Genomic DNA, 26,004 nt, shown 5'->3' with positions numbered 1-26,004 from the left:
GTGACGGGAAGCGAGACGAGAGATGACTCGGGAGACGGCTCGTGGCGCGCCGTCGGCTCGGTCGCCGGCTGGCAGACCGCCGCGAGCCTCTGTTACTACGCCATCTTCGCGGCGACCGGCTTCGTCCGCGACGCGTTTTCGGTCTCCGAGTCGCTGGTCGGACTGTTCCTGACCGCCGGCCTGCTCGGTTACACGGTGTTTCTCTTTCCGAGCGGCGCGGCCGTCGACGGCTACGGCGAAAAGCCCGTGATGGTCGTCGGCCTGCTGGCGCTGTCGGTCGCGCTCGTCGGCGTCACGTTCGCGCCGCCGTCGTATCTCCTGTTGTTGGTGACGGTGGCGCTTCTCGGGGCGGCCTACTCGACCGCGATGCCGGCGTCGAACCGCGGCATCGTCGCGGCCGCGCCCGCCGGGAGCAAGAACCTCGCGATGGGGCTGAAGCAGGTCGGCGTCACCGTCGGCAGCGGGGCGTCGTCGCTCATCGTCACCGGCGTCGCCGTCGTCGCGGCGTGGCAGGTCGGCTTCTGGGCCATCGCCGTCTTCGCCGCCGGCTACGCGCTCGTCTTCGCTACGCGCTACCGCGGAAACCCCGGGACAGGACGGCTCGAACGCCCCCGGCTCGCCGGCCTCGGCGGCAACCGCGCCTACGTCGCGCTCGTCGCCGCCGGACTGTTCATCGGCGCGTCCATCTTCTCGATGCTCGGCTACACCGTCCTCTACGTGCAGGACGTGGTCGGAACCGGTCCCGCGCTCGCCGGGGGCGTCCTCGCGGCGACGCAGGTGACCGGAAGCGTCGGCCGCATCGGCGCGGGAAGCCTCGCGGACCGCCTCGGCGGGCCCCGCGGCGCGGCCACCGTCGCGCTCGTCCAACTGGCCGGCGCGGTCGCGCTCTTTTCGCTCCTCGTCGGAACCGGCGGCTCGTTCGCGCTCACCATCGCCGTCTTCGTCGCGCTCGGGCTCACCATCCACGGCTCGACCGGCGTCTTCTACTCCTGTCTGAGCGGCGTCGTCGACGACGGCGACATCGGCGCGGCGACCGCCGGCGGCCAGACCGCGCTCAACGTCGGCGGTCTCGTCGCTCCGCCGCTTTTCGGCTTCGTCGTGGAGTCGACGGGATACGGGGCCGGCTGGGCGCTCGTCGCCGGTTCGACGGTGCTGGCGACCGTCCTCCTGTTCGTCGTCAGGCGGCGAATCTGACCGGCGGTCGCCGTCGACCAGTGCCTCGCTCCGCAGGCGAGCCTTCTTATACCGAACCACGGCAACCACGACACATGTTCGCCGTCGAACTGGAGTGGAAACGAAGGGGTCGCGTGGCCGGACTACTAGCGTTTATGCCGGAGAGGGCGTGAGTACCACACCAATGGACGGACCCGTCCCCGAACTCACAGAGCACGCGGCGGCCTGCGCGGCCCGCCTCCGCGACGCCGACCGGGTGCTCCTCGCCTCGCACATCGACGCCGACGGGTTGACGAGCGCCGGCATCGCCTCGACCGCGCTCGAACGCGCCGACATCCCCTTCGAGACGGTGTTCTGCCGCCAACTCGACGAGGCCGCCGTGGCCGACATCGCGGCGACCGACTACGACACCGTGCTGTTCACGGACTTCGGCAGCGGCCAACTCGACATCATCGCCGAGCACGAGGCGGCGGGCGACTTCCACCCCGTCATCGCCGACCACCACCAGCCCGCCGAGGGCGTCGAGACCGACCACCACCTCAACCCGCTCCGGTTCGGTCTCAACGGCGCGAGCGAACTCTCCGGCGCGGGCGCGAGCTACGTCCTCGCGCGGGCGCTCGAACCCGACGCCGGCGACAACCGCGACCTCGCCGCCCTCGCCGTCGTCGGCGCGGTCGGGGACATGCAGGACACGAACGGCGAACTCCGCGGGGCCAACGCGGGCATCGTCGACGAGGGCGTCGAAGTCGGCGTCGTCGAGGAGGGCACCGACCTCCGCATCTACGGCCGCCAGACCCGCGCGCTCCCGAAACTGCTCCAGTACGCGACGGACGTACGCATCCCCGGCATCTCGAACAACGAGGCCGGAGCCATCGAGTTCCTGACCGAACTCGACGTGCCCTGCCGCGACGACGACGGCGAGTGGAAGCGGTGGGTCGACCTCACCGGCGACGAGCGCCAGACGCTCGCCAGCGCCCTAATGCGCCGCGCCATCGCCAGCGGCGTGCCCGCCTCCCGCATCGACGACCTCGTGGGGACGACCTACGTGCTCTCTCGGGAGCGGGAGGGGACCGAACTCCGCGACGTAAGCGAGTTCTCGACGCTCCTGAACGCGACCGCGCGCTACGACCGCGCGGACGTGGGCCTCGCGGTCTGTCTCGGCGAGCGCGACGCGGCGCTCGACCGGGCGCGCAGGCTCCTGCGAAACCACCGCAAGAACCTCTCGAACGGCCTTCAGTGGGTGAAGGAACACGGCGTCCGCGTCGAGGACAACCTCCAGTGGTTCGACGCGGGCGACGAGATACGCGAGACCATCGTCGGCATCGTCGCCGGGATGGCCGTCGGCACCGACGCGACCCGAAGCGGGATTCCCGTCCTCGCGTTCGCCGAGAAAGAAGACGGCGAAGTGAAGGTCTCCTCGCGCGGGTCGTACGTGATGGTCAGAGACGGCTTGGACCTCTCGGCGGTCATGCGCGAGGCGTCGCGGGCGGTCGGCGGCGACGGCGGCGGCCACGACGTGGCCGCGGGCGCGACGATTCCGAAGGGCGAAGTCGAGGCGTTCATCGCCGAGGCAGACCGCATCGTCGGCGAGCAGTTGGCCGAGGACGCGGACTAATCGTCGACCGGGTTCTCCCCGAACCGCGCGGGCACCCAGTTTTGGCTGTCGATTGGCGGCCGCTCGTATCCGGTGTCATCCTGTCGCGGCGGGAGTTCGATGGGGTCGGGCGTGAGGTCCTCGTAGTCGATTTGGTCCAGCAGGTGCGAGATACAGTTGAGCCGCGCGTGGCGCTTCACGTCGGCGTGGACGACGTGCCACGGGGCCTCGTCGATGTCGGTGTGTTCGAACATCCGGTCTTTCGCCTTCGAGTACTCAACCCACCGAGAGCGCGCTTCGAGGTCCATCGGACTCAGCTTCCACCGCCGCTTCGGGTCGTCTGTTCGTTTCTGGAACCGCCGTTCCTGTTCCTCGTCGCTGATGGAGAACCAGTACTTGACGAGGATGATACCCGAGCGGACGAGCATCCGCTCGAACTCGGGGCAGGACCGCAGGAACTCCTCGTACTCCTCGTCGGTGCAGAAACCCATCACCCGCTCGACGCCCGCGCGGTTGTACCAACTCCGGTCGAAAAGCACCATCTCGCCCTCTGTCGGAAGCTGTTCGACGTACCGCTGGAAGTACCACTGGCCCTGTTCGCGCTCCGTGGGTTTGCCGAGCGCGACGACCCGCGCGACCCGCGGGTTGAGCCGGCGGGTGATGCGCTTGATGACGCCGCCTTTCCCCGCGGCGTCGCGCCCCTCGAAGACGACGCAGACCCGGAGGTCGCGTTCCTTTATCCAGTACTGGAGTTTCACCAGTTCCTCCTGAAGGCGGTGCAACTCCCGTTTGTACTGTTGCTTCTTCAGGACCCCCTCGTCGTCGTAGCGGGGCTCGTCGGCGGACATACGAGAACTGCGTGCGCTGTGACCAAATAGCAAGCGGGGGCGGGCGGCGCGCTCGACGCCGGCGACGACGAACGCCGCGGGCGACGAGCGGTCTGACCATCCGCCGGAACAACGGCCTGTGTGCCAGCGCGTCGATGAGAATGCGACGGTCGTACATCAGGGGGCGCGGACACCTCGGGAGAGCGCCTGTCGGAGTCGTGCGGCCCACAATCGCGACAGACCGAGCTGCTCGACGAGTAGAACGTGATAAAGTACTCACTTCTGGAGGAATTGACTCGTGTCTGGGAATATATTTACACATATATTTAGAGTCCGACAACCTATCGAGTATAAAATCGGTTGTCCTCAAACAACCCACTCCGGCTATGACTCCCTCGACTCGGCACAACCTCGGAGGATGGAAGTGTTGCGTGCCTTCTATTCAAGCACAACAACGGAGAAATAGGCGCAGTCTATCGGTTTTGACTTCATATCACTCAGAAATCCTTTCCACGCTTTCTCACCGTGACGAACTCGGAAATCACGAGACGAGGGCCTAATCAAACACAAACCATGTGAAAATAAGACACGCAACAGAACCCAAACTCCGAAACTCTGCGACTCGGATACGGAAGCAATTCGATATAGCGGAATGTGATTTATTATGGCCGAGGTGGGGGAAGAAACGGCCGAGTGTAGACCGCGTTCGCGTTCGCCCTCGGGGTCGAAGCCCGCGAAATCCTCATATCGGATGCTTGTGTATGTCATGGCACCGGCACGCATGCCGGAGTGGGGTGAACGATGGCGACTGCCAACTCGAACGAGGCCGAATACGACTACCCGGTCGGCTACGAACCGGAGGTACAAACAGAGACGGTCGAACTGGACCGTCGAACCGTCGAGCGACTCGACGCGCTGCGCGAGGACGACGAGTCGTACGACGAACTGATAACCGAGCTCGCGTCCATCTTCGCGGCGAGCGAACTCTCCGCCGCGCGCGTGGACAGCCCGCTCATCGAGTGACGCCCCGCGTCGCTCGATTTTCCGTATTTGAGACGCGCTAAGAGAGGAATCGCCGTTCAGAGGACGAACAGTCGATAAATGCTACGTTGCTATACAGAATCCACAATTCCGACGAACTAACCGTCCGATTTTTTGCTCAGAGCGCGAAAGCTCCGAGTATGACCGAGTTCGACCCCGAGAAGTTCGAGGACAAGTACGCCAACTACTTCCCCGAACTCCAGCGCGCGTACAAGAACGCCTTCGAGACGATGAACGACGAGTTCGACTCGTCGCTCATCCACGGGGTCGACCAGCAGATTCTCAACGAGTCCGAGCCGTTCTACGATGACGGCGACTTCTCCGTGCAGCTCCCCGACGACCCCGCGGAGCGGCTGACGGCGGTCGAAATCGACGACGACGAGCTCGACGCCGTCCTCGACCGCTACGTCGACGAAATCGAAGGCGAGCTTCGGCGGGTCTTCGGCGTCGAGGCGTAACCCCGAACCAAAGGCCTAAGCACGTTCACCTCGAAGCCGCGTGCATGAGCACGGAGACGCAGGACGGCGAGGACGACCTCAAAGAGCGTGTCGTGAACTTCCTCCGTCGGAACTTCCCGCAGATCCAGATGCACGGCGGCAGCGCGGCCATCCGCGACCTCGACCGCGAGACCGGTGAGGTTACCGTTCTCCTCGGCGGCGCTTGCTCCGGGTGCGGCATCTCCCCGATGACCATCCAGGCCATCAAGACCCGCATGGTCAAGGAGATTCCCGAGATCAACGAGGTCCACGCCGACACCGGCATGGGCGGCGACGGCGGGATGGGCGGCGACAGCCGCGGCGGCAGTCCGTCGTTCCCCGGCGACACCAGCGACGACACGACCGATATCGAGGACGACCAGGGCCCGCAGGCCCCGTTCTAACTCGGCGGTTCGGACGTTTTCGTCGCGGCGGCGGCCGAGAACAGGAGTTTTATCGGCAACTACTCCCCACCCTCGGGTATGACTGCCGAGTCGCCCGAGAACGTCCTCTTCGTCGTCATGGACACCGTCCGAAAGGACCATCTCACGCCGTACGGCTACGACCGCCCGACGACGCCGGGCCTCGACCGGTTCGCCGACGAGGCGACCGTCTTCGAGCAGGCCGTCGCGCCCGCGCCGTGGACGCTTCCGGTCCACGCCTCGCTTTTCACCGGGATGTACCCCAGCCAGCACGGGGCCGACCAGGAGAACCCCTACCTCGAAGGCGCGACGACGCTCGCCGAGACGCTCTCGGCGGCCGGCTACGACACCGCCTGTTACTCCTCGAACGCGTGGATAACGCCCTATACGCACCTGACCGACGGCTTCGCGGAGCAGGACAACTTCTTCGAGGTCATGCCCGGCGAGTTCCTGTCGGGGCCGCTGGCGAAGGCCTGGAAGACGATGAACGACAGCGACGCGCTGCGGACGCTCGCCGACAAACTCGTCAGCCTCGGCAACACCGCCCACGAGTATCTCGCCGGCGGCGAGGGCGCGGACTCGAAGACGCCCGCGGTCGTCGACCAGACCATCGACTTCATCGACGACTCCGAGGGGTTCTTCGCGTTCGTCAACCTCATGGACGCGCACCTGCCGTACCACCCGCCCGAGGAGTACAAAGAGCGCTTCGCGCCGGGTGTCGATTCGACCGAGGTCTGCCAGAACTCCAAGGAGTACAACGCCGGTGCCTACGAGATTGACGACGACGAGTGGGATGACATCCGCGGGCTCTACGACGCCGAAATCGCCCACATCGACGACCAGCTCACCCGGCTGTTCGACCACCTCAAAGAGACCGACCGCTGGGACGACACGATGGTCGTCGTCTGCGCCGACCACGGCGAACTCCACGGCGAACACGGCCTCTACGGCCACGAGTTCTGCCTGTACGACCCGCTCATCAACGTCCCGCTGATGGTCAAACACCCCGACCTCGACGCGGAGCGACGCGACGACCAGGTCGAACTGGTCGACCTCTACCACACGGTGCTCGACTCGCTCGGCGTCGAAGGCGGCGAGCCCGCGACCCCCAGCGACGACGCGGTCGGCCTCGACCGCACGCGCTCGCTCCTGTCGGCCGATTACCGGGAGTTCGCGCAGGCGTCGAACGACGACCCCGGTCAGCGCCGCGACGGTCAGTACGCCTTCGTCGAGTACTCCCGTCCCGTGGTCGAACTCAAGCAGCTAGAAGAAAAGGCGTCGAGCGCCGGCATCACCCTGCCTGAAGACTCGCGATTCTACTCCCGGATGCGGGCGGCGCGGCGGACCGACGCCAAGTACGTCCGAATCGACCGCATCCCCGACGAAGCCTACCGCATCGACGACGACCCCGAGGAGACCGAGAACGTCGCCGACGCCGACACGGGCGACGAGGCCATCGCGGAGACCGAGGTCGCCCTCGCGGAGTTCGAAGACGCAATCGGCGGCGCGTGGACCGACGCGCTCGACACCGACGTGTCGGACGACTCGGTCGACCAGATGGACGACGAGGCGCAGGACCGACTCCGCGACCTCGGCTACCTCGAATAGCTCGCACACGGGCGTCTCGGGTCCGACGCGACTACCGAAGCCCTGCTCCCCGCTCCCACGCCCGGAGGAGCGCCGCGAGCGTCCGGTTCGTCGGCACCTCGAAGCCGTGGTCGGCGGCGATATCCACTACCGCACCGTTGATAGCGTCCACCTCGGTCCGCTTTTCGGCCGCCACGTCCTGCAACATCGACGAGCGGTTCGCGGCGGTCTTTTCGACCACGCGGTCGACCGCCTCGCGGGCGACGCGGTTCGGGAGCGACACGCGCTCTAATCGGGCGACGCGGGCCGTTTCGCGGGCCGCTCGGTGTGCGAGTTCGCCGGCGTCGTCGCCCGCGAGCGCGCCGTTTTCGACCCGCGCGAGCGCGGTGACCGCGTTGATGCCGGCGTTGACGGCGAGTTTCTCCCAGCGCCGTCGCGGCATGTCGGTCGCGACGAGCGTGTTGAGCCCCGCGTCGCGGAACGCCTTCCCGACGCGCTCCGCGAGGGGGTCGGGCCCGCCGTCGAGCGCGCCCAAGACGACCCGACCGACGCCGGTGCACTCGACGCGGCCCGGCTCGACTAATCGCGCTCCGTAGGTCGCCGTTCCCGCGAGGACCGGCGCGTCGAGGCGAGAGGCGAACGTCTCCTCGGTGAGTCCGTTCTGGAGCGACAGCACCGCGTCCACGTCGCAGTCAGCGAGCGCGTCGGCAGCGGCCGCGGTGTCGAACGACTTGACCGTGACGAGCGCGAGGTCCGCCGAATGGCCCGTCTCGGTCGTCGTCGCGGCCGGCGAGATGTGCGCCGACTCGGCACCGACGATATCGAGCCCGGCCGCCGACACCCGGGCCGCGTGCGGGTCGCGGGCGACGAGCGTCACGTCGTGGACCGACGCGAGGAGACCGCCGACGAGCGTGCCGAGGCTGCCCGCGCCGAAGACGAGAATACGCATGGCTACCCGTACTCGGCGGGCGACAAAAATAGCGAGTTTCGCGGCGCAGCGGTCGAATCGGGGCGACCCCTCAGTCCTCGGTCCAGTAGTAGAGTTGCTCGCGCTCGGCACCGCAGTTCGGGCAGGCGTCGGGCAGTTCGTCGAGGTCGCCCATTTCGCCGCAGTCGCTACACCGCCACATCAACTCGGCCTCACCGAACTCGTGGCCGGCGCGCTCGTGTTCGACGGACATCCCCGCGAGTCCCTCGCGGGTCGTCACGAAGAAGCCGTCGTCGTCGAAACCGCGGACGCTCCCGAGTTCGGTTCCGTCCGCCGCGTACACCGTCATTCCCACCGTCGGCTGTGTCTCGTCAGCCATACGCGACTAGTCGTCGCGCGAGCGGATAAAAAGGAACGGCCGAATCCGCGTCGAGGTCGGGCGAGCCCAGCAATAGGCCGGCAGTGATGTCCGCATATAAATAATAAATCAAATACCGCGATATAGAATCTCGTGGCTCGACAAAGCACTTACCGCCACATCATAGATCCGACAGTATGCCCCGTCTTCGGAGCCGCCGCCGATTCCTCCAACTGCTCGGAAGCGCGTCGTTCGGTGTCGCCGGCTGTCTCGGCCGCGACGGCGGGTCGTCCGGTCCTACGACGACCGAGGCGACGACCACCACCGCCGAACCGTCTACGACTTACGGTCCGACCTCCGGGCCGGACGAACGCGTGACGGCCACGCCGCCGGGCGACCCCGCGCTCTCGCCGTCGGGGGCGTGGCCGCAGTACCGCTTCGACGCGGGAAACACCGGCTACAACCCCGACGTTTCGATTCCGACCGACGCCGAGGAGTACTGGCGGCTGAACGCCGGCGGCTCACCCGTCCTCGACGGCGACCGCCTCTACAACCTCCATGGGCGCGGGCGCGACGAGCGAGCGTTCGTCCGGCGCGACCCCTCGACGATGGGTGAGCGGGCGGTAACCCCGCTTGTCGGCTATGGCGTGAACTCGCCGCCCGTCGTCGCGGGCGACCGAGTCGTCGTCACGACCTTCATCGAGGTGTTCTGTCTCGCCGCCGACCGCGACGAAGTGCTCTGGCGCGGCCCCGAGATGGACGGTATCCACGGCCCGCCCGCGGTGGGCGACGGCGTCGCCGTCGTCTCAGGCGGCGGGTTCGACGGCGTCCCGACCCAGCTTCGGGCGTTCGAGCTCGCGGACGGGAGCGAACGCTGGCGCTACGACCTCGAAAGCGACGCGAAGGGCGCGCCCGCCGTCGCCGACGGTGCGGTGTTCGTCGTGACGAGCGACGCCGTCCACGCCGTCGACCTCGCGACCGGCGAGCGGCGCTTCCGCGTCGAGGCGCGAACGAGCGAGTGGACGACGCCGGTGGCGACGCCCGAGGCCGCGTATCTGCCCACCCGCGACGGAGAACTCCTCTCGCTCGCCCCGAGCGACGGCACCGAACGATGGCGGTCGCCGGGAAGCGGCGCGCCGGTCGTCACCGACGACGTGCTCCACGTCGCGGTCGACGGGGAGACCGCGACGCTGTCTCGCGACGACGGGAAAGAAGTGGCGACGCGATTCGTCGGCGCTCCGCACGCGCGCGCACGAGAAGCATTGCTGGTTTCCGATGAGCAGGGACGACTAGCAGCGTACAACACTGATGAAGAGCGTCAGTTATGGACACACCAGACCCCGGAAGTGCAGGTGGCGGACGTGGTTTCACAGGGCGTCGCCGCCGCAGTCCCCGTCGACGGCGCGGTGTACGTCGTCGCCGCCGACGGCTTCCACGGGTTAGGGGCGGCGCAGGACTGAGACGCCGAGCGGCGGAGTCGCTCGACTCGCAAAACCTGGAGGAAAAACCGACCGCTAAACTACATGAAGTCCGCGATGCCCGACTGCTCGTTCTCCACTTTTTCCGAGTCTCGCTCCGCTCGACTCGCAAAACCTGGAGGAAAAATCGACCGCTAAACTACATGAAGTCCGCGATGCCCGACTGTTTGTTTTTGTCGTTCTCGAAGACCGATTCGAGGCTCTTTTCGAGCACTTCGAGGCGCTGTTTCGTGTAGTCGCGGCAGTCGAACTCCTCTGCCACCTGAATCGCGGTGTCCATGTACTTGTTCACGGAGCCCTGGTGGACCGTGAGGTTCACCCGGCCGCCGCACTCCCGGCAGTCGCCCGAAAGCGGCATCCGGCGGTACTTCTCGCCGCAGTCGAGACACCGCGTCTCCTGTCGGGAGAAGGCGCGGAGGTTGCCGATGAGGTCCGGCAGGAAGTGGTACTCGATGACGCGCTCGGCCACGTCCGTCTCGTCGACCGCCCGGAGCTTCCGCGCGAGGAACAGTTGGGCGTCCATCTTGTCCATCATCGACCCGAGGGTCTTGTACGCAGAGAGGTCCGGGCCGGCGGCGATGTCCGTGGTGTCGTGGGTGTGGTCGAACCCGGTGTACTCGCGGTCGGTTCCGAGGTACTCCTCGGCGATGGTGACTTCGTCTTCCCAGTCGTCGGGGTCTTCCATCCGCAGGGTCGCCTCGTAGAACTCGCGGGGGTACTGCCGCACGATGTCCATGTTGTGCGCCTCGTCGTCGATCTCCGAGGGGTCGATTCGCGAGGACATGACGAGCGGCGCGTCCATCTGCCCGCCGCGCTTGTCGGGGAGATATTCTTTCGAGAAGTTGAGAAGACCGTCCATGAGCAGCATGACGCAGTCTTCGTCCCCGTCGCAATTCCGGCGTTTCGCGGCGTGAAAGTACGGATGAGCATATCCAACTGCTGCTGTCGTGAATCCGACAACTCTGCCGACGACCGCGGCGGAGGTGTGGGGGGCCATCCCGAAGACGAGTTCGCCGATGAGGTCGTCGCGCTCTTCGATTTCGTAGAACCGGTCGAGGCCGTAGAACTGGTCGAGGAGGTCGTCGACGAAGTCGGCGGTCTGCATCATGTGTTGCGCCGCGCCGTTCGAGAGGACGATGTCCTGGACTTTGAGTTCGACCAGTTGGTCGTCGAACCGGAGGGGTTCGCCGTCGATGTCGGTCTCGTAGCCGAGTTCGCGGAAGTGGTCGGCGGTCACGTCGAGTTCCTCGGGGCGGACCGCGGTGACGGGCAGGTCGGTCATGTCGTAGCGGACGGTGCCGTCTTTGAACGACGACACGTCGTGTTTCGCCCGCAGGACGCCTTTCTCGATTGGTTCGGGCGTCTTGTTCGCGGAGGTGAGGCCTTTGACACCCTTGAGAATCTGGAACGACGACTCGCGCTCGCCGACGCGTTCGAGGGCGTCGCGGTACTCGCTGTTCAGGTCGACGTCCTGCCACTCGGCGCTCTCGACGTCCCACTCGCAGCGCTCGCAGTAGACGCGGCCCGACTCGTCGGGTTCGAGGACGGTCCCGCAGTCGTCGCACTCGTAGTGGGGTTCGGTGTGACCGCCGCAGTCGGGACATTTCGATTTGAAGCCGAACGCGCCGCAGTCGGGGCACTTGCGCTGACCGAGGCGGACCGAAATCTGGCCGCGCTTGCCGGACTCGCCGCGGTGTCTGGCGGCGTCGCCAACGTCGCGTTGGCTCCCGCCGGCCTCGCCGATGGGAAACAGCGTGTGGACCGCGGGCGAGAGGTCGCGGCGCTCGGATTTCTCCGGGCGACCCATCCGGTTGCCGATTCGGGTGGGCGCGCGCTCGCGGACGGTGAACGGCGCGACCTCGTTGACGGCCTCGACGGCGTTGTCGCCGTCGTCCCACGTGCGGGCGCGTTCGGAGAGGTCATCGAGTTCCCACGTCCGCTCGCGGTCGTCAGTGAGGCCGAGGCTCCGGGCGAGGGGTCGCCAGACGGGGACGCGGAGCGCCTCGTCGGTCTGTCGGTGAGCGACGAGCAGGTGTTCGAGCGCCTCCCGAATCTCGGGCGCGTTGTCGAGGACGAGCGTCCCCTCCAGTCCGCGCTCGGGTTCGTTGTCGTGTTCGAGCGCGGCGGTCGTGCCGCCGTCGGCTTCGGCGGCGACGATTTCACCGGCCGCGACGGCGTCGGCGAGCGCGTCGAACCGCTCGACAGAGATGTCGTGCCAGAGGTAGGTGTAGACGGGATGGAGCGGGGCGTCGAACTCGGTCGCCCACGAGAGGGCCTGTTCGACCGACGGCTCTTCGAGGTCGACGGCGGGGTCGTCGCGGAGCGCCTGCACGTTGGCCTCGGTCGCCTCGAACTCCTGAATCCACCACTCGAAGACGTACGAGGCGGGCGCGAGCGGGTGGTTGTTCTCGACGAACTCCCCGAAGTTGACGAGATACTCGCCGAGGTCGAGAATCTTCTCGACGCCGTTCTGGAGTTCCTTCGCCTCCTCGGGGTCGTCGATGCGGCGCACGTCGCCGTTAGCGAGTCTGACCGTCGGCCCCTCGATGGAGTCGACGGGGACGACGCCGCCGGCCTTGCCGGGACGCTCGGTCTTGATTTGGGTGCCGGTGGCGATGAAGTCGTCCACGATGTGCATCGTCGCGGGGTGGACGCCCGCGGTCGCGAAGCCGTGGTTGCGAGCGCGGCCGTAGCGCAGGCGGAAGCCGCCGGGCGCGGAGGGGTGGCCGAACACCGGGCGGCCCGCGATGAGGTCGCGGAGGAACTTGGTCGCGGGTTCGACGCGGGTCGGGCCGTCGGGGGCGTCGCTCTCGGCGTCGTCGGCCTCTGCGTCCGGGTCCTCGGCCTCGGCTTCGTCGCCGTCGTCGCCCGCGTCGTCGGCGTTCGCGGCGTTGTCGTCGTCCTTGCCGATGGTGCCGTCGATGAGGTCTTGGAGCCACGGCCAGTCGACCTCGTCGAGTTGGCGGGTGTAGCGCTGAATCTTCGGGGCCTTGAGCGCGATGCCCTCGGCCATGACGAGACACATGCCGCCGCGGGCGGAGTTGGTGTCGACGCGTTCGAGGTCGCGGTAGCCCGAGACCTCCTCGTCGCCCGTGGCTTCGCCGTCGAGCATGATGGGCATGTTCTCCGCGATGAAGCGCGACTCCTTGTCCTTCGGCGAGTACTGGAGGCCGGTCTCCTTGTCGTAGAGGTTTATCTCCTCGACGTAGCGCTCGACCTCGTCGGTTCGGGCTTTGTACTCGTCGATGTCGAGCAGCGAGCGGGCGTAGTCGGCGACGAGCACGGAGAGCGCCTGTGCGGTGCCGCCCGCCGAGCGAATCGGGCCGGCGTAGTAGACGTTGACGAACTCCGTGCCGTCGTCGTTTTCGAGGATTTCGACGCGGTCGATACCCTCGATGGGGGCGGCGACGACCCCCTCGGTGAGGAGGGCGACGGCGGTTCGGACCGCGCCCTCGACTTTGCCCTCGCGGGAGTCGTAGTCGCCGACGTTGCCGTCGACGAAGTCGGTCACGAGTTCGAGCGCGGCTTCCTCGCGGGACATCTCGCCTTCGAGTTCGCGGACGCGCTCTGCGACGCCGTCGATGCCGAGGATGTTCTCGACGCGGTCGGCCATGTCCTTGGCGACCGGAATCTCGACTTCGGTCTTCGGGTCGTACCCCGTCGCCTTCGCGGCCTCCGCGAGGTCGAACGCCTCGTCGAGGCGGGCTTCGATGCGACGGAAGTACCGGGTTTCCTCCTCGCGCACGGTTACAGCCAGAGGTCGAGGTCGGTCACCGCGTCGTGGTCGCGTTCGAGCGGTTCCTCGAAGGCGCGGAGGTTCAGTTCGCCGGCGAAGACGGTCGCAGAGTCGAGGTGTCCGGCGAGCGCCTGCCCACTACGCCGAGAAAGGATTGCGTGCGTGTGTGCGAAGGGTTCGCCGTCGAGGAGCGCAACGTTACCCACGCAGGCGGCGACTTCGAGCGGCTCGTCGAACGTCACGGACTGGTACTCCTGGTCCGTCTGGTCGTAAAACCAGAGTTCGGCGTCCTGGACGGCACCCATGGCGTTGAACCACGCGGACTCGATGTCCTTGCGCGCGCAGAACTCCTCGATCTCCTCGCGCCAGTCCGCACCGTGTTCGAGACGGGCGAGGTACTCCTCGCTCACCGTCACCGCTCGAGCGTTCATGCAGCGTACCACGAGCGAGTCGGACTAAAATGTGAATGGTCTGTCCGCCGGGCGTCCGGCGGCGGGCTTACGGGGCCGGTGCGATTACTGCCACTCGTCGAGCGCGAGCGCGTCGGCTACGTCAGCAGCGAGCCACGCGTCGTCGCGGGAGATATCCGCGATAATAAGACGCTGGCCCGTCTGAGAGCGATCCACCGAGGCCATGACCTCGGCGCCCGAGTCGTCGACGGAAGCCGTCGCATCCGGCGTCATGTATGATACATAGTGACACCCCTATATAAGTGGACCGAAACTGCGGGCCGAGAAGTGTCCCGTTGACTGATTCTGTCGCCTCGAAAGCGGGTTTAAAATGTAAAACGAGTTTTGTAGGGATTCTCGTGGCAGTTTTCGCCGCTTGGGTATGGAACTACCTCCCTTCCACGCTACACTATATCAAACAAATCGAATACGGTAAGTTTATCCACGCGCCGGGAAAATTTCGTTCTGAATGCCAGACACTAACAAACTCTCGCGTCGCCGCTTCCTGAAGGCAACGGGTGGGGCTGCCACGGCCGCCGCTCTCGCCGGTTGTACCGGCGGTGATGGTGAAGAGACGACGACGACCGAATCCGGTGGCGAGGAGACCACCACCTCGTCGACGACCCAAGAGGACACGGGCACGGAGCTGTCCGGGTCGGTGTTCAACCGCACCCTCTCGGGGACCATCACGACGATGGACCCCGTCGCCGCGACCGACACGTCGTCGGGCATCCTCATCCAGCAGGTCTTCGACTGCTTGATGTCCTACCAGAACGCCCTCCCGACGGTCGAAAACGAACTCGCCGCGGACTACACGGTCTCCGACGACTTCACGACCTACACGTTCGAGCTCGCGGACGCGACCTACCACAACGGCGACCAGGTCACCGCCTCGGACTTCATTTACTCGTGGGAGCGCCTCGCGGCCTCCGAGAACAGCCGTCGCGCCTACTTCATCCTCGACTCCGTCGGCGTCGAACACGAGACGGACGACGAGGGCGACTACGTGCCCGGGTCGCTCGGTCTCGAAGTCGGCGAGAGCGAGAGCGAACTCGTCGTCAACCTCTCGGAGCCGTTCCACGACACCCTCGAGATGTTCGCCTACACCTCCTTTGCCGCCCTTCCCGAGGGCGTCCTCGGCGACATCGAGGGTCACGACGGCGAGATGGAGTACACCGAGTTCGCGTCGAACAACCCCATCGGTGCGGGTCCGTTCGAGTTCGCGTTCTGGGAGCAGGGCACCGCCGCGGCCGTCTCCAAGTACGACGACTACTACGGGCAGGTCGCGCAGGTCGACAACGTCCGCTGGCAGGTCATCGAGGACGACACGGCCCGCTACAACTACGCGATGAACGAGAACGCGGACTACTTCACCCTGCCCACCGCGCAGTACGACCCCGGACTGGCTCAGGTGGAGTCGACCGACGAGTACGGTCGCGAAATCGGGACGTACGGGCCCGTCCGTAACGGGAAGACGCTCAACTACGTCGGCGTTCCGACCCTCTCCATCTACTACGTCGGCTTCAACATGAACAAGGTCCCGAAGGCGGTCCGTCAGGCGTTCGCCTACGTCCTGAACCAAGACCAGATGGTCTCGGAAGTGTTCAAGGGCCGCGGCTCCGCGGCGGAGCTCTTTACGCCGCCGACCATCTTCCCCGGCGGTGCGCAGGCCGCGAGCGACCTCGTCAGCTCCGACTACCCGTACAGCGCGGGCGAGACGGACATCGAGGCCGCCCGCCAGGTCATGGAGGAGGCCGGCTACGGTCCGGACAACCAGTTCGAGGTCCAGTGGACCCAGTACAACAACAACGCGTGGGAGGAGATGGCGAGCATCCTCCGCGACCAGCTCGCATCCGCCCACATCAACATGCAGATTCAGAAGGCCGACTTCTCGACGCTTCTCGAACGCGGCCGCAACGGTCAGCTCGAAGCGTACACCCTCGGCTGGATCGCCGACTGGCCGGCACCGGACAACTTCCTGCAGCTCCTGAATCCGCCGCAGACTGATACGTCCGAACAGGGCCCAATCTCGTACGTCAACTGGACGGCCGAAAACGGCGACGCCGCCCAGCAGGCGACCGACGCCTATCAGCAGGTCGTCAACAACCCCGCGCCGACCGACGAGGCCCAGCAGGTCCGCGACGAGGCCTACGTCGACATCGAGATGGCCAACTGGGAAGACGTCGCGATGCTGCCGGTCTACAACCAGAAAGAAGAGACGTTCTGGTACGACACCGTCGACATCGAACCGTTCGGTGGGATGGGTCCGAGCCGCCAGAAGCTCAACACCGTCACCCTCAACCGATAAAACCGAGGAACACGGGAACGCTTTCGCGTCCCGTCTCAATCGAAACGGCCGAATATTTTTGACAAGCGTACAATTAGTGGCCACTATATGAAATAATCTGGCATCAGAGTTGCTGAAACTGCGATATTTGGACCTCAAAGCGCAAGACATATCCATACCACTCAGTAAAAACTTACAACAATGTCCGCTCGAACGGTCTGCGAGGTGATGCCATGAGTCGATGGCAGTACTTCCTCCGCAGGGTACTGATGTCGATTCCTGTCGTCATCTTCGGGACGACGATTACGTTTGCCCTCATCCGCCTGGGGCCACTCGACCCCGTTTCAGCGATTCTGGGGACGCAATACAACCCACAGGCGGCAGAACAGATTCGAACGAACCTCGGGTTGAACCAGCCGCTATGGAGTCAGTACCTCGACTTCATGTACGACCTGTTCACCTTCCAACTCGGCCAGTCGTGGGTCATTGCGCCCGGGACGACCGCGTACGAACTCATCGAAATCTACGCGCCCCGGACGATTTGGCTCGGGTTCTGGTCGGTCGTCATCGCGCTGTTCGTCGGGATTCCGCTCGGCTTCTACGCCGGGCTGAACCCGAACACGCCCTCCGACTACGCCGCTTCCTTCGGCGGAATCGTCTGGCGCGCGATGCCGAACTTCTGGCTGGCCATCATGCTCGTCACGGCCCTCTCACAGCTCGGGTCGTGGACGAACGGCCTGTTCACGTGGCAGACGTGGATTGTCAGGACGAACGTCGTCACACCCCCAGCGCTCGGCTTCTTCCAGTCGCCGGTCGAACAGTTCCTCGCTGACCCCGGCGGGTGGATCGAGTCGTTCGTCCGAGCGACGAAGCAGATAGCCCCCGCGGCGCTGGTCCTCGGCTCTGCGTCGATGGGCAACGAGATGCGTATCGGCCGTACCGCGGTCCTCGAAACCATCAACTCGAACTACGTCGAGACCGCCCGCGCGAAGGGCGTCTCCGGGCGCTCGCTCGTCTGGAAGCACATCTTCCGGAACGCGCTCATCCCGCTCGTGCCCATCATCACGGGCGAGGCGTTCCTGCTTCTCGGCGGGTCGGTGTTCGTCGAGACGGTTTTCGCCATCAACGGCCTCGGCTGGCTGTTCTTCAACGCCGCCATCAACGGGGACCTGCCGCTCATCGGGACGCTGATGTTCATCTTCATCCTCATCCTGGTCGGCACGAACATCCTTCAGGACTTCCTGTACACGATTATCGACCCGCGCGTCGGGTACGACGGGTGAATCACAGTGAGCACGACAACCGAAACCGAAATTCCGCTCCGACAACGAGTCGCTGAGAACCCCCAGCCCGCGCTGATTTGGGCCGCCGTCGGTGCAGTCCTCGTCGGCGTCGAACTGGGCGCTATCCTCCAAGTCGTCGGTGCCGTCGCCGGCGTGGTCGTCAACCTCCTCCCCGGCGACCCCGGCGCGTCCGCCGTCCAGTCGTTGCAGGCGGCGTTCGACGCGATTCCGACGCTCGTCTCCCGCGACGTGATTCCGAACCAGGGCTACTGGAACGGGACTAGCTACCAGAACACGTTCCTCGGGCTCTCGCCCGCGGTCGCGTGGGCCATCCGCGTCGTGTTCGTCTACGCGTACGCCTTCGCGGTGCTGGCGTGGGCGTGGAACGGCTACAACCGGTTCCGCCGCCACTACCGCCGCGTCGACTGGACGCCGCGGGACGACGTGGTCAACCGCTTCCGGAATCACTCCTGGGGCAAGTTCGGGCTCATTATCGTCATCACGTTTGTGGTCATGGCGGTATTCGCGCCCGCGCTCGGTCCGACCACGATGGAGCGGAACATCCTCCAGCCGTACGACTACGAGGTGAGCTACTGGAGCGAAGACACCCAGAGCGTCGAGACCGTCCTCGTCGGCGAGGCCAACATCGGCTCCGGGTCGCAGGGAGCGGGCGACGAGAACGTCGCGCCGCTGACGTACGACGACTTCGGCAGGTTCCATCCGTTCGGCACGGCGACAAACGGGAAGGACTTGTTCACACAGGTGGTGTTCGGGGCCAGAATATCCCTGACAATCGCCGTCGTCGCCATGGGTATCGCCGGCCTCATCGGGCTCGGCTTGGCCATGATAACGGCGTACTACAAGGGACTGGCCGACTTGGCGACGGTGTTAGTCTCAGACTCGATACAGGCGTTGCCGGTCATCATGGTCCTCATCTTGATGCTCGTCATCTTCCAGAACACCTGGGTGAGGGAGTTGTACGACGGCGCGGTGCTCATCATCCTCATCTTCAGTATCGTCTACTGGCCGTTCATCTGGCGGTCGATACGTGGCCCGGCGCTCCAGGTCTCCGAGGAGGACTGGATCGACGCCGCGAAATCGTTCGGACAGACGCCGACGCAGGTCATGCGCAAGCACATGGCACCCTACGTGTTCAGCTACATGCTCATCTACGCCTCGCTCAGTCTCGGTGGTATCATCATCAGCGTCGCCGGGCTCTCCTACCTCGGGCTCGGTATCACCGCGCCGACCCCCGAGTGGGGCCGGCTCATCGCGAACGGACAGCAGTACGTCGCGAGCCCCTCGTGGCACATCTCGCTGCTTCCCGGCCTCCTCATCACGCTCGTCGTGACCGGTCTGAACGCCTTCGGCGACGGCATCCGCGACGCCATCGACCCGCAGGCGGACACCGGTGACGAGGCCGCGGCCACCGGAGGTGGCGCATGAGCACCGAACAGGCGCGCTCGGCCCGCACCGAGGGTGAGCCGCTGCTCTCCGTCGAGAACCTCCGAACGTCGTTCTACACCGACAAGGAGGTCATCCGCGCGGTCGACGGCATCTCGTTCGACATCTTCCGCGGCGAAACCGTGGGCATCGTCGGCGAGTCCGGGTCGGGCAAGTCCGTCACGGCCCGCTCTATCATGCGGCTGGTCGAAAAGCCCGGCCGCATCGAAAACGGCCGCATCATGTACGACGGCGAGGACCTCCTCGACAAGTCGGCAAAGCAGATGCGCTCCATCCGCGGCGGCAGCATCGCGATGGTGTTCCAAGACCCGCTGACGAGTCTGAACCCCGTCTACACCGTCGGCAACCAGATTAAGGAGGCGCTTCGCCTCCACCGCGGACTGAGCGGGTCGGCGGCGACGAAAGAGGCAATCGAGCTGCTCGAAGCGGTCGGGATTCCGGACGCCCACCGTCGCGTCCGCGAGTACCCCCACCAGTTCTCCGGCGGGATGCGCCAGCGCGCCGTCATCGCGATGGCGCTCGCGTGCGACCCCGAACTGCTCATCTGCGACGAGCCGACCACCGCGCTCGACGTGACTATCCAGGCGCAGATTCTGGAGCTCCTCGAAGAACTGCAAGAGGAACGCGACCTCGGCATCATGTTCATCACCCACGACATGGGCGTCATCGCCGAAATCGCCGACCGCGTCAACGTGATGTACGCGGGCGAAATCGTCGAGAGCGCACCCGTCGTCGAACTGTTCGAATCACCGAAACACCCCTACACGCAGGGGCTTCTCAACTCCATCCCCGGACAGGGGCTCGACGAGGGCGAACAGCTCGCGACCATCGAGGGCGACGTGCCGACGCCGAACGAGGACCCGACCTACTGTCGGTTCGCCCCCCGGTGTCCAAAGGCGTTCACCGAGTGCGACACGGTCCACCCAGAGCCCGTCGAAGTCGGGGACGGCACGGGCCGACACCGCGCGTCGTGCCTGCTGTACCCCGACGACCTCCCCACGGAGGAGGCGGTCGCCGTCCACCGCGAGGGCGGACAGCGCGGAGGTGACACGCGATGAGTACGACATCCACTGAAGAAGAACAGACTGCGAAGCCGCGCGGAGACACGCTCCTGGAGGTCAACGGCCTCAAGACCTACTACGAGGACGGCGGCATCCTCGGGAGCAACCCCGTGAAGGCGGTCGACGGCGTCTCGTTCGACATCCAGCGCGGCGAGACGCTCGGGCTCGTCGGTGAGTCCGGTTGCGGGAAGTCCACGCTCGGTCGCACGCTGATGCGCCTCGAAGAGGCCACCGCGGGCGAGGTCAAGCTCAACGGCACGGACATCACCACGCTGTCCGGCTCCGACCTCAAGCAGTTCCGCGAGGACGTGCAGATGGTGTTCCAGGACCCCGATTCGAGCCTCAACGAGCGGATGACCGTCGGCGAAATCGTCCGCGAGCCGCTCGACGTTCACGACTGGAAGACGCCGTCAGAGCGCCGCGAACGCGTCCGCGAACTGCTCGAAACCGTCGGGTTGCAGGAGCAGCACTACTACCGCTACCCGCACCAGTTCTCCGGCGGCCAGCGCCAGCGCATCGGCATCGCCCGGGCGCTCGCGCTCGAACCGGAGTTCATCATCCTCGACGAGCCGGTGTCGGCGCTCGACGTGTCCGTGCAGGCGAAGATTCTCAACCTGCTCGAAGACCTGCAAAACGAGTTCGGGCTGACGTACCTGTTTATCGCCCACGACCTCGCGGTCGTCCGCCACATCTGCGACCGCGTCGCCGTGATGTACCTCGGCAACATGATGGAAATCGGCCCGGCAGACGAGTTGTTCGACGAGCCGGCGAACCCGTACACTCACGCGCTGTTGTCGTCGATTCCGGAGCCGGACCCGACCGTCGAGCGCGACCGCATCACCCTCCGCGGGACGCCGCCGAGCCCGCGGGACCCGCCGTCTGGCTGTCCGTTCTCGACGCGCTGCCCGGTGAAGATTCGCCCGGCGGCGTACAGGGAGATGGACCCCGACCTCTGGGAGCGCATCGAAATCTTCCGCGAGGTCCTGCGCGAGCGCTCTCGCGCCGACCCCTCGCTGAGCGACCGCGTCCGGAAACTGCTCGGCCGGGAGACCCACCGCGCCGGGATGGACGAAATCATCCCCGAACTGTTCGGCGACTTCGACGCGCCCTCGGACGTGATGAACCACATCCACGAGGCCGCCGACTACGCCGAAAACGACGACGAGGACGCCGCACGGACCTACCTCCGCGAGGAGTTCGGCAGCGTCTGTGACCACGAGCGACCCGAACAGCTCGCGGTCGGCAACCGGGGGCGACTGAGCCTCTGTCACCGCCACGAGGCCGAGTACGAGGAGCCGGCGACCGTCTTCGAGACGCTCGTCCAATAGCCATGGAGTTCGACCCACGCCGATTCGGCGTCAAGGCCATCGACGCCGTGGTCTACGCCGTCTCCCTCACCGGCGTGGTGTTCGTCGTGACCGCCGTCGTGAGCACGCTCGCCGGCAACGGACTGCCCGGCGCGAAGTGGCTCATGTTCTTTCTCGGGTTCGCCATGTTCGGCTACGCGTCGCTCAAAGTCCGCCCGAAGGCGGCGTGGAAACACGGGGACGGAAACGACGGTAACGGCGGCAGCGGCGGCAGCGACGGCGGCCTGTTCTCGGGGAGCGACGAACCGGTCGGCGTCGAAAAGCTCGTCGGGGACGCGCTCGACGCGATACTCCCGCCGCGACTGCGACCGGCGAACAGCGACGAGCGGCCGTCGAGCGGGGTGAAGCTCCTCCTCGCGTCGGTCTGTATCCTCGCGACTTCGTACGCGATGGAAGTCGTCTTCGAACTCAACTACTGACCGGCACGGGACCACCCGTGACCTTCGATGCCTTTTACCATATACGTCGTCCAGAACGGGTATGGCCGAGCTCGGAGACGACGAGACGCCCGAGGCCGAACGGATCGCGAGCGATGCGGACCGTCGCCGCGAGGCGTGGGGCGCGACGCTCGACGACATGACAGCGATGGCCGACGAGTTCGAGGACGAGGGGTGGGAGACGGTCCGCATCCCGGCGGGTGACAGCGGCCCGTTCGGCCCCTCCAGCGGCAAAGGCGGCGAGGGGGCGTTCGGCCTCGCGTACGTCATCCCCGGCGACAAGGCCGAGACCGTCGCCGACCTGTTCGAAGCGACCTCGTTCCCCGAGTACGAGGTGTACCGCGCGGAGAACGACGGCCGCGTCTACATCGTGACGGCGCTGTTCTCGCCGGAGACCGAGACCGCGATTTTCATCGCGGGCGCGTGGGACCTCCGCGAGGCGCTGGAGTGTGCGACCGTCGCCGTCGAGGAGGGGCGGATGTACACCTACCTCCAGAAGCTCGACGGCACCGTCGTGGGCGTCGTCGAACACGACGACCCCGAGAAGTTCTTCCCCAACCTCGACGCGATTCGGCGGTACGCGCCGAACAGCGACGGCGAGGGCGAAGGCGACGAGAACTGAGCCGAGGACCGTTCCGCTTCTACGCCGCGTGCGCATCGTCTGTCCTCCGACCCTCGCGAGCGGCGGCGGACGCCTGTCAGCGAGGCGAAAGCGTTCGCAGAGTACATTAGGCGGGGGGAAGAAAGCGGGTGTATGAAAGTAGCCGACGCGATGACCCGCGGTGAGGAGGTCGTGACGGTGTCCCTGCCGGGCACGCGCGACGACGTGCTGGAATACCTCCAAGAGCGTGGGTTCTCTTCTGTTCCTGTGGTGAAAGAGACCGACGAGGGGACGAAGTACCGAGGCCTCATCTCTCGGGAGGACCTCATCGAACACCCCGACGAGGACCAGCTGGCGGTGCTCGTCCGCGAGGTGCCGACCGCGAGCGCCGACGACGACCTCGAAGCGGTGGCCGCGACGATGGTCTCGGAGGACGCGCGCCGAATCCCCGTCGTCGACGGCGACGCAATCGAGGGCATCCTCACCGTCACCGACGTGGTCCGGGCCATCGCCCGCGGCGACATCGACGGCGAGACCGAGGTCGGTGACGTCGCCGCCCGCGACGTGAACACCACGTACGTCGACGTGCCGCTCCACATCGTCGAGCGCGAGATATTCTACGCGAACGTGCCCTACGCGGTCGTCCTCGACGACGAGGCCTCGCTGGCCGGCATCGTGACCGAAGTCGACATCATCGAGGTCGCCCGCGTCGTCGAAGGCGAGGCCGGCACCGGCGACTCGGTCGCCAATCAGGACGACGAGTGGATGTGGGAGGGCATCAAGGCGGTCGGCAATCGCTACATCCCGACCCGGAACGTCGAGATACCGGCCGAACCGGTGTCGAAGTTCATGACCGACGACCTCGTGAGCGTCGCCACGCGCGCCACCGCCAAGGACGCCGCCCAGACGATGATTCGCGAGGACATCGAGCAGATTCCGCTCGTCTCCGGCGACGAACTCATCGGCGTCGTCCGCGACATCAACCTGCTGGAGGCGCTGTATGAGTGAGGGCGACGAGTCCGCCGCGCTCACCGAACTCGCCAAGCGCCGGGGCTTCTTCTTCGGCTCTTCGGAGGCCTACGGCGGCGTCGGCGGCTTCTACACCTACGGCCCGCAGGGCGCGGCCCTGAAGTCCAACGTCGAGGAGGCGTGGCGCGAGCGCTTCGCCGTCCAGGAGGGTAACCTCGAAATCGAAGCGCCGACCATCATGCCCGAGCCCGTCTTCGAGGCGTCGGGCCACCTCGACGGCTTCGACGACATGCTCGTCGAGTGCGCCGAATGCGGCGAGTCCCACCGCGCGGACCACCTCATCGAGGACAACTCCGAACTGGAGGACGCCGAGACGCTATCCCCTGAGGCGGCGGCGGAGAAAATCGCCGATCTCGGCCTCGTCTGTCCGACCTGCGGCGCGGACCTCGTCGGCCAGTCGGTCGAGGACTTCAACCTCATGTTCGAGACGAACATCGGCCCCGGCTCGTCGACGCCGGGCTACCTCCGCCCCGAGACGGCGCAGGGCATCTTCGTGGAGTTCCCGCGCATCAAGGAGTACGCGCGCAACAGCCTCCCGTTCGGCGTGACGCAGGTCGGCCGCGCCTACCGCAACGAGATTTCGCCGCGGAAGAGCATCGTCCGCACCCGCGAGTTCACGCAGGCCGAACTGGAGCACTTCATCGACCCCGAGCGCGACGAGGCCGACCTTTCGGCGGTCGAGGACGTGGAGGTGCTTCTGTACCCCGCGACCGAACAGGAGGCCGACGACGGCGACTACGTCGAGACGACCATCGGCGAGGCCGTCGAAGACGGCATCATCGGCAACGCGTGGCTCGGCTACTTCCTCGGCATCGCCCAGGAGTGGTACGAGACGGTCGGCGTCGACATGGACCGCTTCCGCTTCCGCCAGCACCTCGCGGGCGAGCGCGCCCACTACTCCTCGGACTGCTGGGACGCCGAAAGCGAGGTCGACGGCGACTGGATAGAGATTGCGGGCTTCTCCTACCGGAGCGACTACGACCTCTCGAAGCACGGCGAGTACGGCGACGACGACTTCACCGTCTTCCAGCAGTACGACGAGCCGAAGACGGTCGAGCGCGCCGTCGTCGACCCCGACATGGCGACGCTCGGCCCCGAGTTCGGCGCGCAGGCCGCCGACGTGGCCGAGGCGCTGGAGACGCTCGCCGAGCGCGACCCCGACGCCTTCGACGCCGACGAGGTCACCCTCGACGTCGACGGCGAGGAAATCACCGTCGACACCGACGTGGCCAACTTCTCGGTCGAGACGCAGACCGAAGCGGGCGAGCACATCACGCCGCACGTGGTCGAGCCGTCGTTCGGTATCGACCGCACGGTGTACACGCTTCTCGCGCACGCGTACGAGACCGACGAGGTCGACGGCGAGGCGCGGAGCTACCTCTCGCTTTCGCCGTCGGTCGCGCCGACGAACGTCGGCGTCTTCCCGCTCGTGAGCAACGTCGACGAGCTGGTCGACCTCGCGGACGACGTGGCCGAAGAGCTCCGCGCGGCCGGCTTCGCGGTCGTCTACGACGACTCCGGCAGCATCGGTCGGCGCTACCGCCGACAGGACGAGGTGGGCACGCCGTTCTGCATCACCATCGACCGCGACGGGCTGGAAGGCGACGGCGCGGACACCGTCACTATTCGCGAGCGCGACAGCGGCAAGCAGGTCCGGCTGCCCGTCGACGACCTCGTCGGAACGCTCGTCGGCCTGCGCGCCGGCACCGCCTCGTTCGACGACGTGCTCGACGACAACGAGGTCGTCGAGGCGTAACCCGCCGTGGGGCGACCGAGCACCGCCGAGGTGAAACGGCGACTGGTCCACGCGAGCGGTTCGGGGATGCCGCTTTTGTACCTCCTCGGGCTGGTCGAGTGGCGTACCCTCGGGTATCTGTTCGTCTTCCTCGCGGCGGTCGTCAGCGTCCTCGAACTGCTCCGGCTGTTCGGCGGTCTCGAATGGGCGGTCTACGACGAACTCACCCGCGAGTACGAACAGGACAACGTCGCCGGCTACGCGCTGTACGTTTACAGCCAGACGGCCGTCGCGCTGGTGTTCGGCCCCCACATCGCGGTTCCGGGGATGCTCATGCTCACCATCGGTGACCCGATAAGCGGCCTGATGGGCTCCGCACCGGTGGGAGAGTTGAAGTCGGCGCGGACGCTCGCGGCGATGTTCGCGGTCTGTTTCGCCCTCGCCGCGCCGTTCGTGATTCCCGTCTCGGGGGTCGTCGCGGGCGGCCTCGCCGCGGCCGCCGGCGCTGCCGGGGCGACGCTGGCCGACGGCGCGAAGCCGGTCGTCGCCGGCTACGTCATCGACGACAACCTCTCGATTCCGCCGGTCGCCTGCACCGCCATCGCGGCGACGCTCTGGCTGCTCACCTGAGCGGAAGGCGGCTTTATTTTGCCCGCTCGCCAATCGTCGAG

23 protein-coding genes are annotated in these 26,004 nt (G+C 66.3%); 17 read left to right on the top strand and 6 right to left on the bottom strand.

The window, feature by feature from the left end; genetic code table 11:
- Positions 1–1,194 (top strand): MFS transporter, encoded by a 1,194-nt coding sequence (locus tag DVK03_RS00730; protein ID WP_115801992.1) that lies wholly within the window; start codon positions 1–3, stop codon positions 1,192–1,194.
- 163 nt (positions 1,195–1,357) lie between these two features.
- Positions 1,358–2,788, top strand: coding sequence for a DHH family phosphoesterase (locus DVK03_RS00725; RefSeq protein ID WP_115801991.1), 1,431 nt, complete (start codon positions 1,358–1,360; stop codon positions 2,786–2,788).
- Here the strand turns inward: DVK03_RS00725 and ppk2 are convergent.
- Positions 2,785–3,615: a polyphosphate kinase 2 gene (ppk2, locus tag DVK03_RS00720; protein WP_115802706.1), complete on the bottom strand. Its 831-nt coding sequence runs from the start codon at positions 3,613–3,615 to the stop codon at positions 2,785–2,787. The genes DVK03_RS00725 and ppk2 overlap by 4 nt on opposite strands.
- A 780-nt stretch (positions 3,616–4,395) precedes the next feature.
- Here ppk2 and DVK03_RS00710 point away from each other — a divergent pair.
- The 4 genes from DVK03_RS00710 (at position 4,396) to DVK03_RS00695 (ending at position 7,141) form a co-directional block, all read left to right on the top strand.
- Complete coding sequence (locus DVK03_RS00710; RefSeq protein ID WP_004065778.1) at positions 4,396–4,617, top strand: hypothetical protein; 222 nt, start codon at positions 4,396–4,398, stop codon at positions 4,615–4,617.
- Positions 4,618–4,775: 158 nt separating this feature from the next.
- Entirely contained in the window at positions 4,776–5,093 is a 318-nt protein-coding gene (locus DVK03_RS00705) for a DUF5783 family protein (protein WP_115801990.1), read from the top strand.
- Positions 5,094–5,137: 44 nt separating this feature from the next.
- Positions 5,138–5,515, top strand: coding sequence for a NifU family protein (locus tag DVK03_RS00700; RefSeq protein WP_004045112.1), 378 nt, complete (start codon positions 5,138–5,140; stop codon positions 5,513–5,515).
- Between the two features lie 78 nt (positions 5,516–5,593).
- Entirely contained in the window at positions 5,594–7,141 is a 1,548-nt protein-coding gene (locus tag DVK03_RS00695; RefSeq protein WP_115801989.1) for a sulfatase, read from the top strand.
- Between the two features lie 31 nt (positions 7,142–7,172).
- On the opposite strand, the gene DVK03_RS00690 is transcribed toward DVK03_RS00695, so the two are convergent.
- A complete protein-coding gene (locus tag DVK03_RS00690) occupies positions 7,173–8,069 on the bottom strand; it encodes a ketopantoate reductase family protein (protein ID WP_115801988.1) in 897 nt (298 codons plus the stop codon).
- A gap of 70 nt (positions 8,070–8,139) precedes the next feature.
- On the bottom strand, positions 8,140–8,427 hold the full coding sequence (locus tag DVK03_RS00685) for a rubredoxin-like domain-containing protein (protein ID WP_004065787.1): 288 nt from the start codon (positions 8,425–8,427) through the stop codon (positions 8,140–8,142).
- A 176-nt stretch (positions 8,428–8,603) separates the two neighbouring features.
- On the opposite strand from DVK03_RS00685, the gene DVK03_RS00680 reads away from it, so the two are divergent.
- Positions 8,604–9,866: a PQQ-binding-like beta-propeller repeat protein gene (locus DVK03_RS00680; protein WP_008609584.1), complete on the top strand. Its 1,263-nt coding sequence runs from the start codon at positions 8,604–8,606 to the stop codon at positions 9,864–9,866.
- 157 nt (positions 9,867–10,023) lie between these two features.
- Here DVK03_RS00680 and DVK03_RS00675 read toward each other — a convergent pair whose 3' ends face one another.
- From DVK03_RS00675 to DVK03_RS19895, 3 genes are all read right to left on the bottom strand, one after another.
- The gene (locus tag DVK03_RS00675; RefSeq protein ID WP_115801987.1) at positions 10,024–13,629 is read right to left on the bottom strand and encodes a DNA polymerase II large subunit; all 3,606 of its coding nucleotides are present in this window, start codon (positions 13,627–13,629) and stop codon (positions 10,024–10,026) included.
- A gap of 2 nt (positions 13,630–13,631) precedes the next feature.
- Entirely contained in the window at positions 13,632–14,051 is a 420-nt protein-coding gene (locus DVK03_RS00670; protein ID WP_004045093.1) for a PPC domain-containing DNA-binding protein, read from the bottom strand.
- A gap of 84 nt (positions 14,052–14,135) precedes the next feature.
- Positions 14,136–14,303 carry a hypothetical protein gene (locus DVK03_RS19895; RefSeq protein ID WP_004045091.1) on the bottom strand — a complete coding sequence of 56 codons (168 nt, stop codon included), beginning with the start codon at positions 14,301–14,303 and terminating at the stop codon, positions 14,136–14,138.
- A 235-nt stretch (positions 14,304–14,538) separates the two neighbouring features.
- Here DVK03_RS19895 and DVK03_RS00665 point away from each other — a divergent pair, with 235 nt between their 5' ends.
- The 10 genes from DVK03_RS00665 (at position 14,539) to DVK03_RS00620 (ending at position 25,963) form a co-directional block, all read left to right on the top strand.
- The gene (locus DVK03_RS00665) at positions 14,539–16,377 is read left to right on the top strand and encodes an ABC transporter substrate-binding protein (RefSeq protein WP_004065794.1); all 1,839 of its coding nucleotides are present in this window, start codon (positions 14,539–14,541) and stop codon (positions 16,375–16,377) included.
- 212 nt (positions 16,378–16,589) lie between these two features.
- A complete protein-coding gene (locus DVK03_RS00660) occupies positions 16,590–17,639 on the top strand; it encodes an ABC transporter permease (RefSeq protein WP_004065796.1) in 1,050 nt (349 codons plus the stop codon).
- Positions 17,640–17,645: 6 nt separating this feature from the next.
- Positions 17,646–19,085, top strand: coding sequence for an ABC transporter permease (locus tag DVK03_RS00655; protein WP_004065798.1), 1,440 nt, complete (start codon positions 17,646–17,648; stop codon positions 19,083–19,085).
- On the top strand, positions 19,082–20,161 hold the full coding sequence (locus DVK03_RS00650; protein ID WP_115801986.1) for an ABC transporter ATP-binding protein: 1,080 nt from the start codon (positions 19,082–19,084) through the stop codon (positions 20,159–20,161). Before DVK03_RS00655 ends, DVK03_RS00650 begins: the two co-directional genes overlap by 4 nt.
- Positions 20,158–21,492: an ABC transporter ATP-binding protein gene (locus DVK03_RS00645; protein ID WP_115801985.1), complete on the top strand. Its 1,335-nt coding sequence runs from the start codon at positions 20,158–20,160 to the stop codon at positions 21,490–21,492. Before DVK03_RS00650 ends, DVK03_RS00645 begins: the two co-directional genes overlap by 4 nt.
- A 2-nt stretch (positions 21,493–21,494) precedes the next feature.
- On the top strand, positions 21,495–21,950 hold the full coding sequence (locus DVK03_RS00640) for a hypothetical protein (protein WP_115801984.1): 456 nt from the start codon (positions 21,495–21,497) through the stop codon (positions 21,948–21,950).
- 61 nt (positions 21,951–22,011) lie between these two features.
- A complete protein-coding gene (locus DVK03_RS00635; protein WP_004065808.1) occupies positions 22,012–22,590 on the top strand; it encodes a hypothetical protein in 579 nt (192 codons plus the stop codon).
- Between the two features lie 132 nt (positions 22,591–22,722).
- Positions 22,723–23,577, top strand: a complete 855-nt coding sequence (locus DVK03_RS00630; protein WP_004065811.1) for a CBS domain-containing protein — start codon at positions 22,723–22,725, stop codon at positions 23,575–23,577.
- Positions 23,570–25,354: a glycine--tRNA ligase gene (glyS, locus tag DVK03_RS00625; RefSeq protein WP_115801983.1), complete on the top strand. Its 1,785-nt coding sequence runs from the start codon at positions 23,570–23,572 to the stop codon at positions 25,352–25,354. Before DVK03_RS00630 ends, glyS begins: the two co-directional genes overlap by 8 nt.
- A gap of 6 nt (positions 25,355–25,360) precedes the next feature.
- The gene (locus DVK03_RS00620; RefSeq protein WP_115801982.1) at positions 25,361–25,963 is read left to right on the top strand and encodes a dolichol kinase; all 603 of its coding nucleotides are present in this window, start codon (positions 25,361–25,363) and stop codon (positions 25,961–25,963) included.
- Positions 25,964–26,004 lie beyond the last annotated feature (41 nt).

The sequence above is a fragment of the Haloferax sp. Atlit-109R genome (genome assembly GCF_003665865.1).
In the GTDB taxonomy this organism is placed as follows: Archaea; Halobacteriota; Halobacteria; order Halobacteriales; family Haloferacaceae; genus Haloferax; species Haloferax volcanii.
The sequence above is the reverse complement of the archived record's forward strand: the minus strand, read 5'-3'. Positions and strand labels throughout refer to the sequence as shown.

Bases quoted from the DNA above. Each gene is read 5' to 3' on its own strand.
- DVK03_RS00680 (WP_008609584.1), top strand. From the start codon at position 8,604: ATGCCCCGTCTTCGGAGCCGCCGCCGATTCCTCCAACTGCTCGGAAGC.
- DVK03_RS00635 (WP_004065808.1), top strand. From the start codon at position 22,012: ATGGCCGAGCTCGGAGACGACGAGACGCCCGAGGCCGAACGGATCGCG.
- DVK03_RS00695 (WP_115801989.1), top strand. From the start codon at position 5,594: ATGACTGCCGAGTCGCCCGAGAACGTCCTCTTCGTCGTCATGGACACC.
- DVK03_RS00710 (WP_004065778.1), top strand. From the start codon at position 4,396: ATGGCGACTGCCAACTCGAACGAGGCCGAATACGACTACCCGGTCGGC.
- DVK03_RS00640 (WP_115801984.1), top strand. From the start codon at position 21,495: ATGGAGTTCGACCCACGCCGATTCGGCGTCAAGGCCATCGACGCCGTG.
- DVK03_RS00690 (WP_115801988.1), bottom strand. From the start codon at position 8,069: ATGCGTATTCTCGTCTTCGGCGCGGGCAGCCTCGGCACGCTCGTCGGC.
- DVK03_RS00660 (WP_004065796.1), top strand. From the start codon at position 16,590: ATGAGTCGATGGCAGTACTTCCTCCGCAGGGTACTGATGTCGATTCCT.
- DVK03_RS00670 (WP_004045093.1), bottom strand. From the start codon at position 14,051: ATGAACGCTCGAGCGGTGACGGTGAGCGAGGAGTACCTCGCCCGTCTC.
- DVK03_RS00650 (WP_115801986.1), top strand. From the start codon at position 19,082: ATGAGCACCGAACAGGCGCGCTCGGCCCGCACCGAGGGTGAGCCGCTG.
- DVK03_RS00645 (WP_115801985.1), top strand. From the start codon at position 20,158: ATGAGTACGACATCCACTGAAGAAGAACAGACTGCGAAGCCGCGCGGA.
- ppk2 (WP_115802706.1), bottom strand. From the start codon at position 3,615: ATGTCCGCCGACGAGCCCCGCTACGACGACGAGGGGGTCCTGAAGAAG.
- DVK03_RS00665 (WP_004065794.1), top strand. From the start codon at position 14,539: ATGCCAGACACTAACAAACTCTCGCGTCGCCGCTTCCTGAAGGCAACG.
- glyS (WP_115801983.1), top strand. From the start codon at position 23,570: ATGAGTGAGGGCGACGAGTCCGCCGCGCTCACCGAACTCGCCAAGCGC.
- DVK03_RS00685 (WP_004065787.1), bottom strand. From the start codon at position 8,427: ATGGCTGACGAGACACAGCCGACGGTGGGAATGACGGTGTACGCGGCG.
- DVK03_RS00705 (WP_115801990.1), top strand. From the start codon at position 4,776: ATGACCGAGTTCGACCCCGAGAAGTTCGAGGACAAGTACGCCAACTAC.
- DVK03_RS00630 (WP_004065811.1), top strand. From the start codon at position 22,723: ATGAAAGTAGCCGACGCGATGACCCGCGGTGAGGAGGTCGTGACGGTG.
- DVK03_RS19895 (WP_004045091.1), bottom strand. From the start codon at position 14,303: ATGACGCCGGATGCGACGGCTTCCGTCGACGACTCGGGCGCCGAGGTC.
- DVK03_RS00700 (WP_004045112.1), top strand. From the start codon at position 5,138: ATGAGCACGGAGACGCAGGACGGCGAGGACGACCTCAAAGAGCGTGTC.
- DVK03_RS00725 (WP_115801991.1), top strand. From the start codon at position 1,358: ATGGACGGACCCGTCCCCGAACTCACAGAGCACGCGGCGGCCTGCGCG.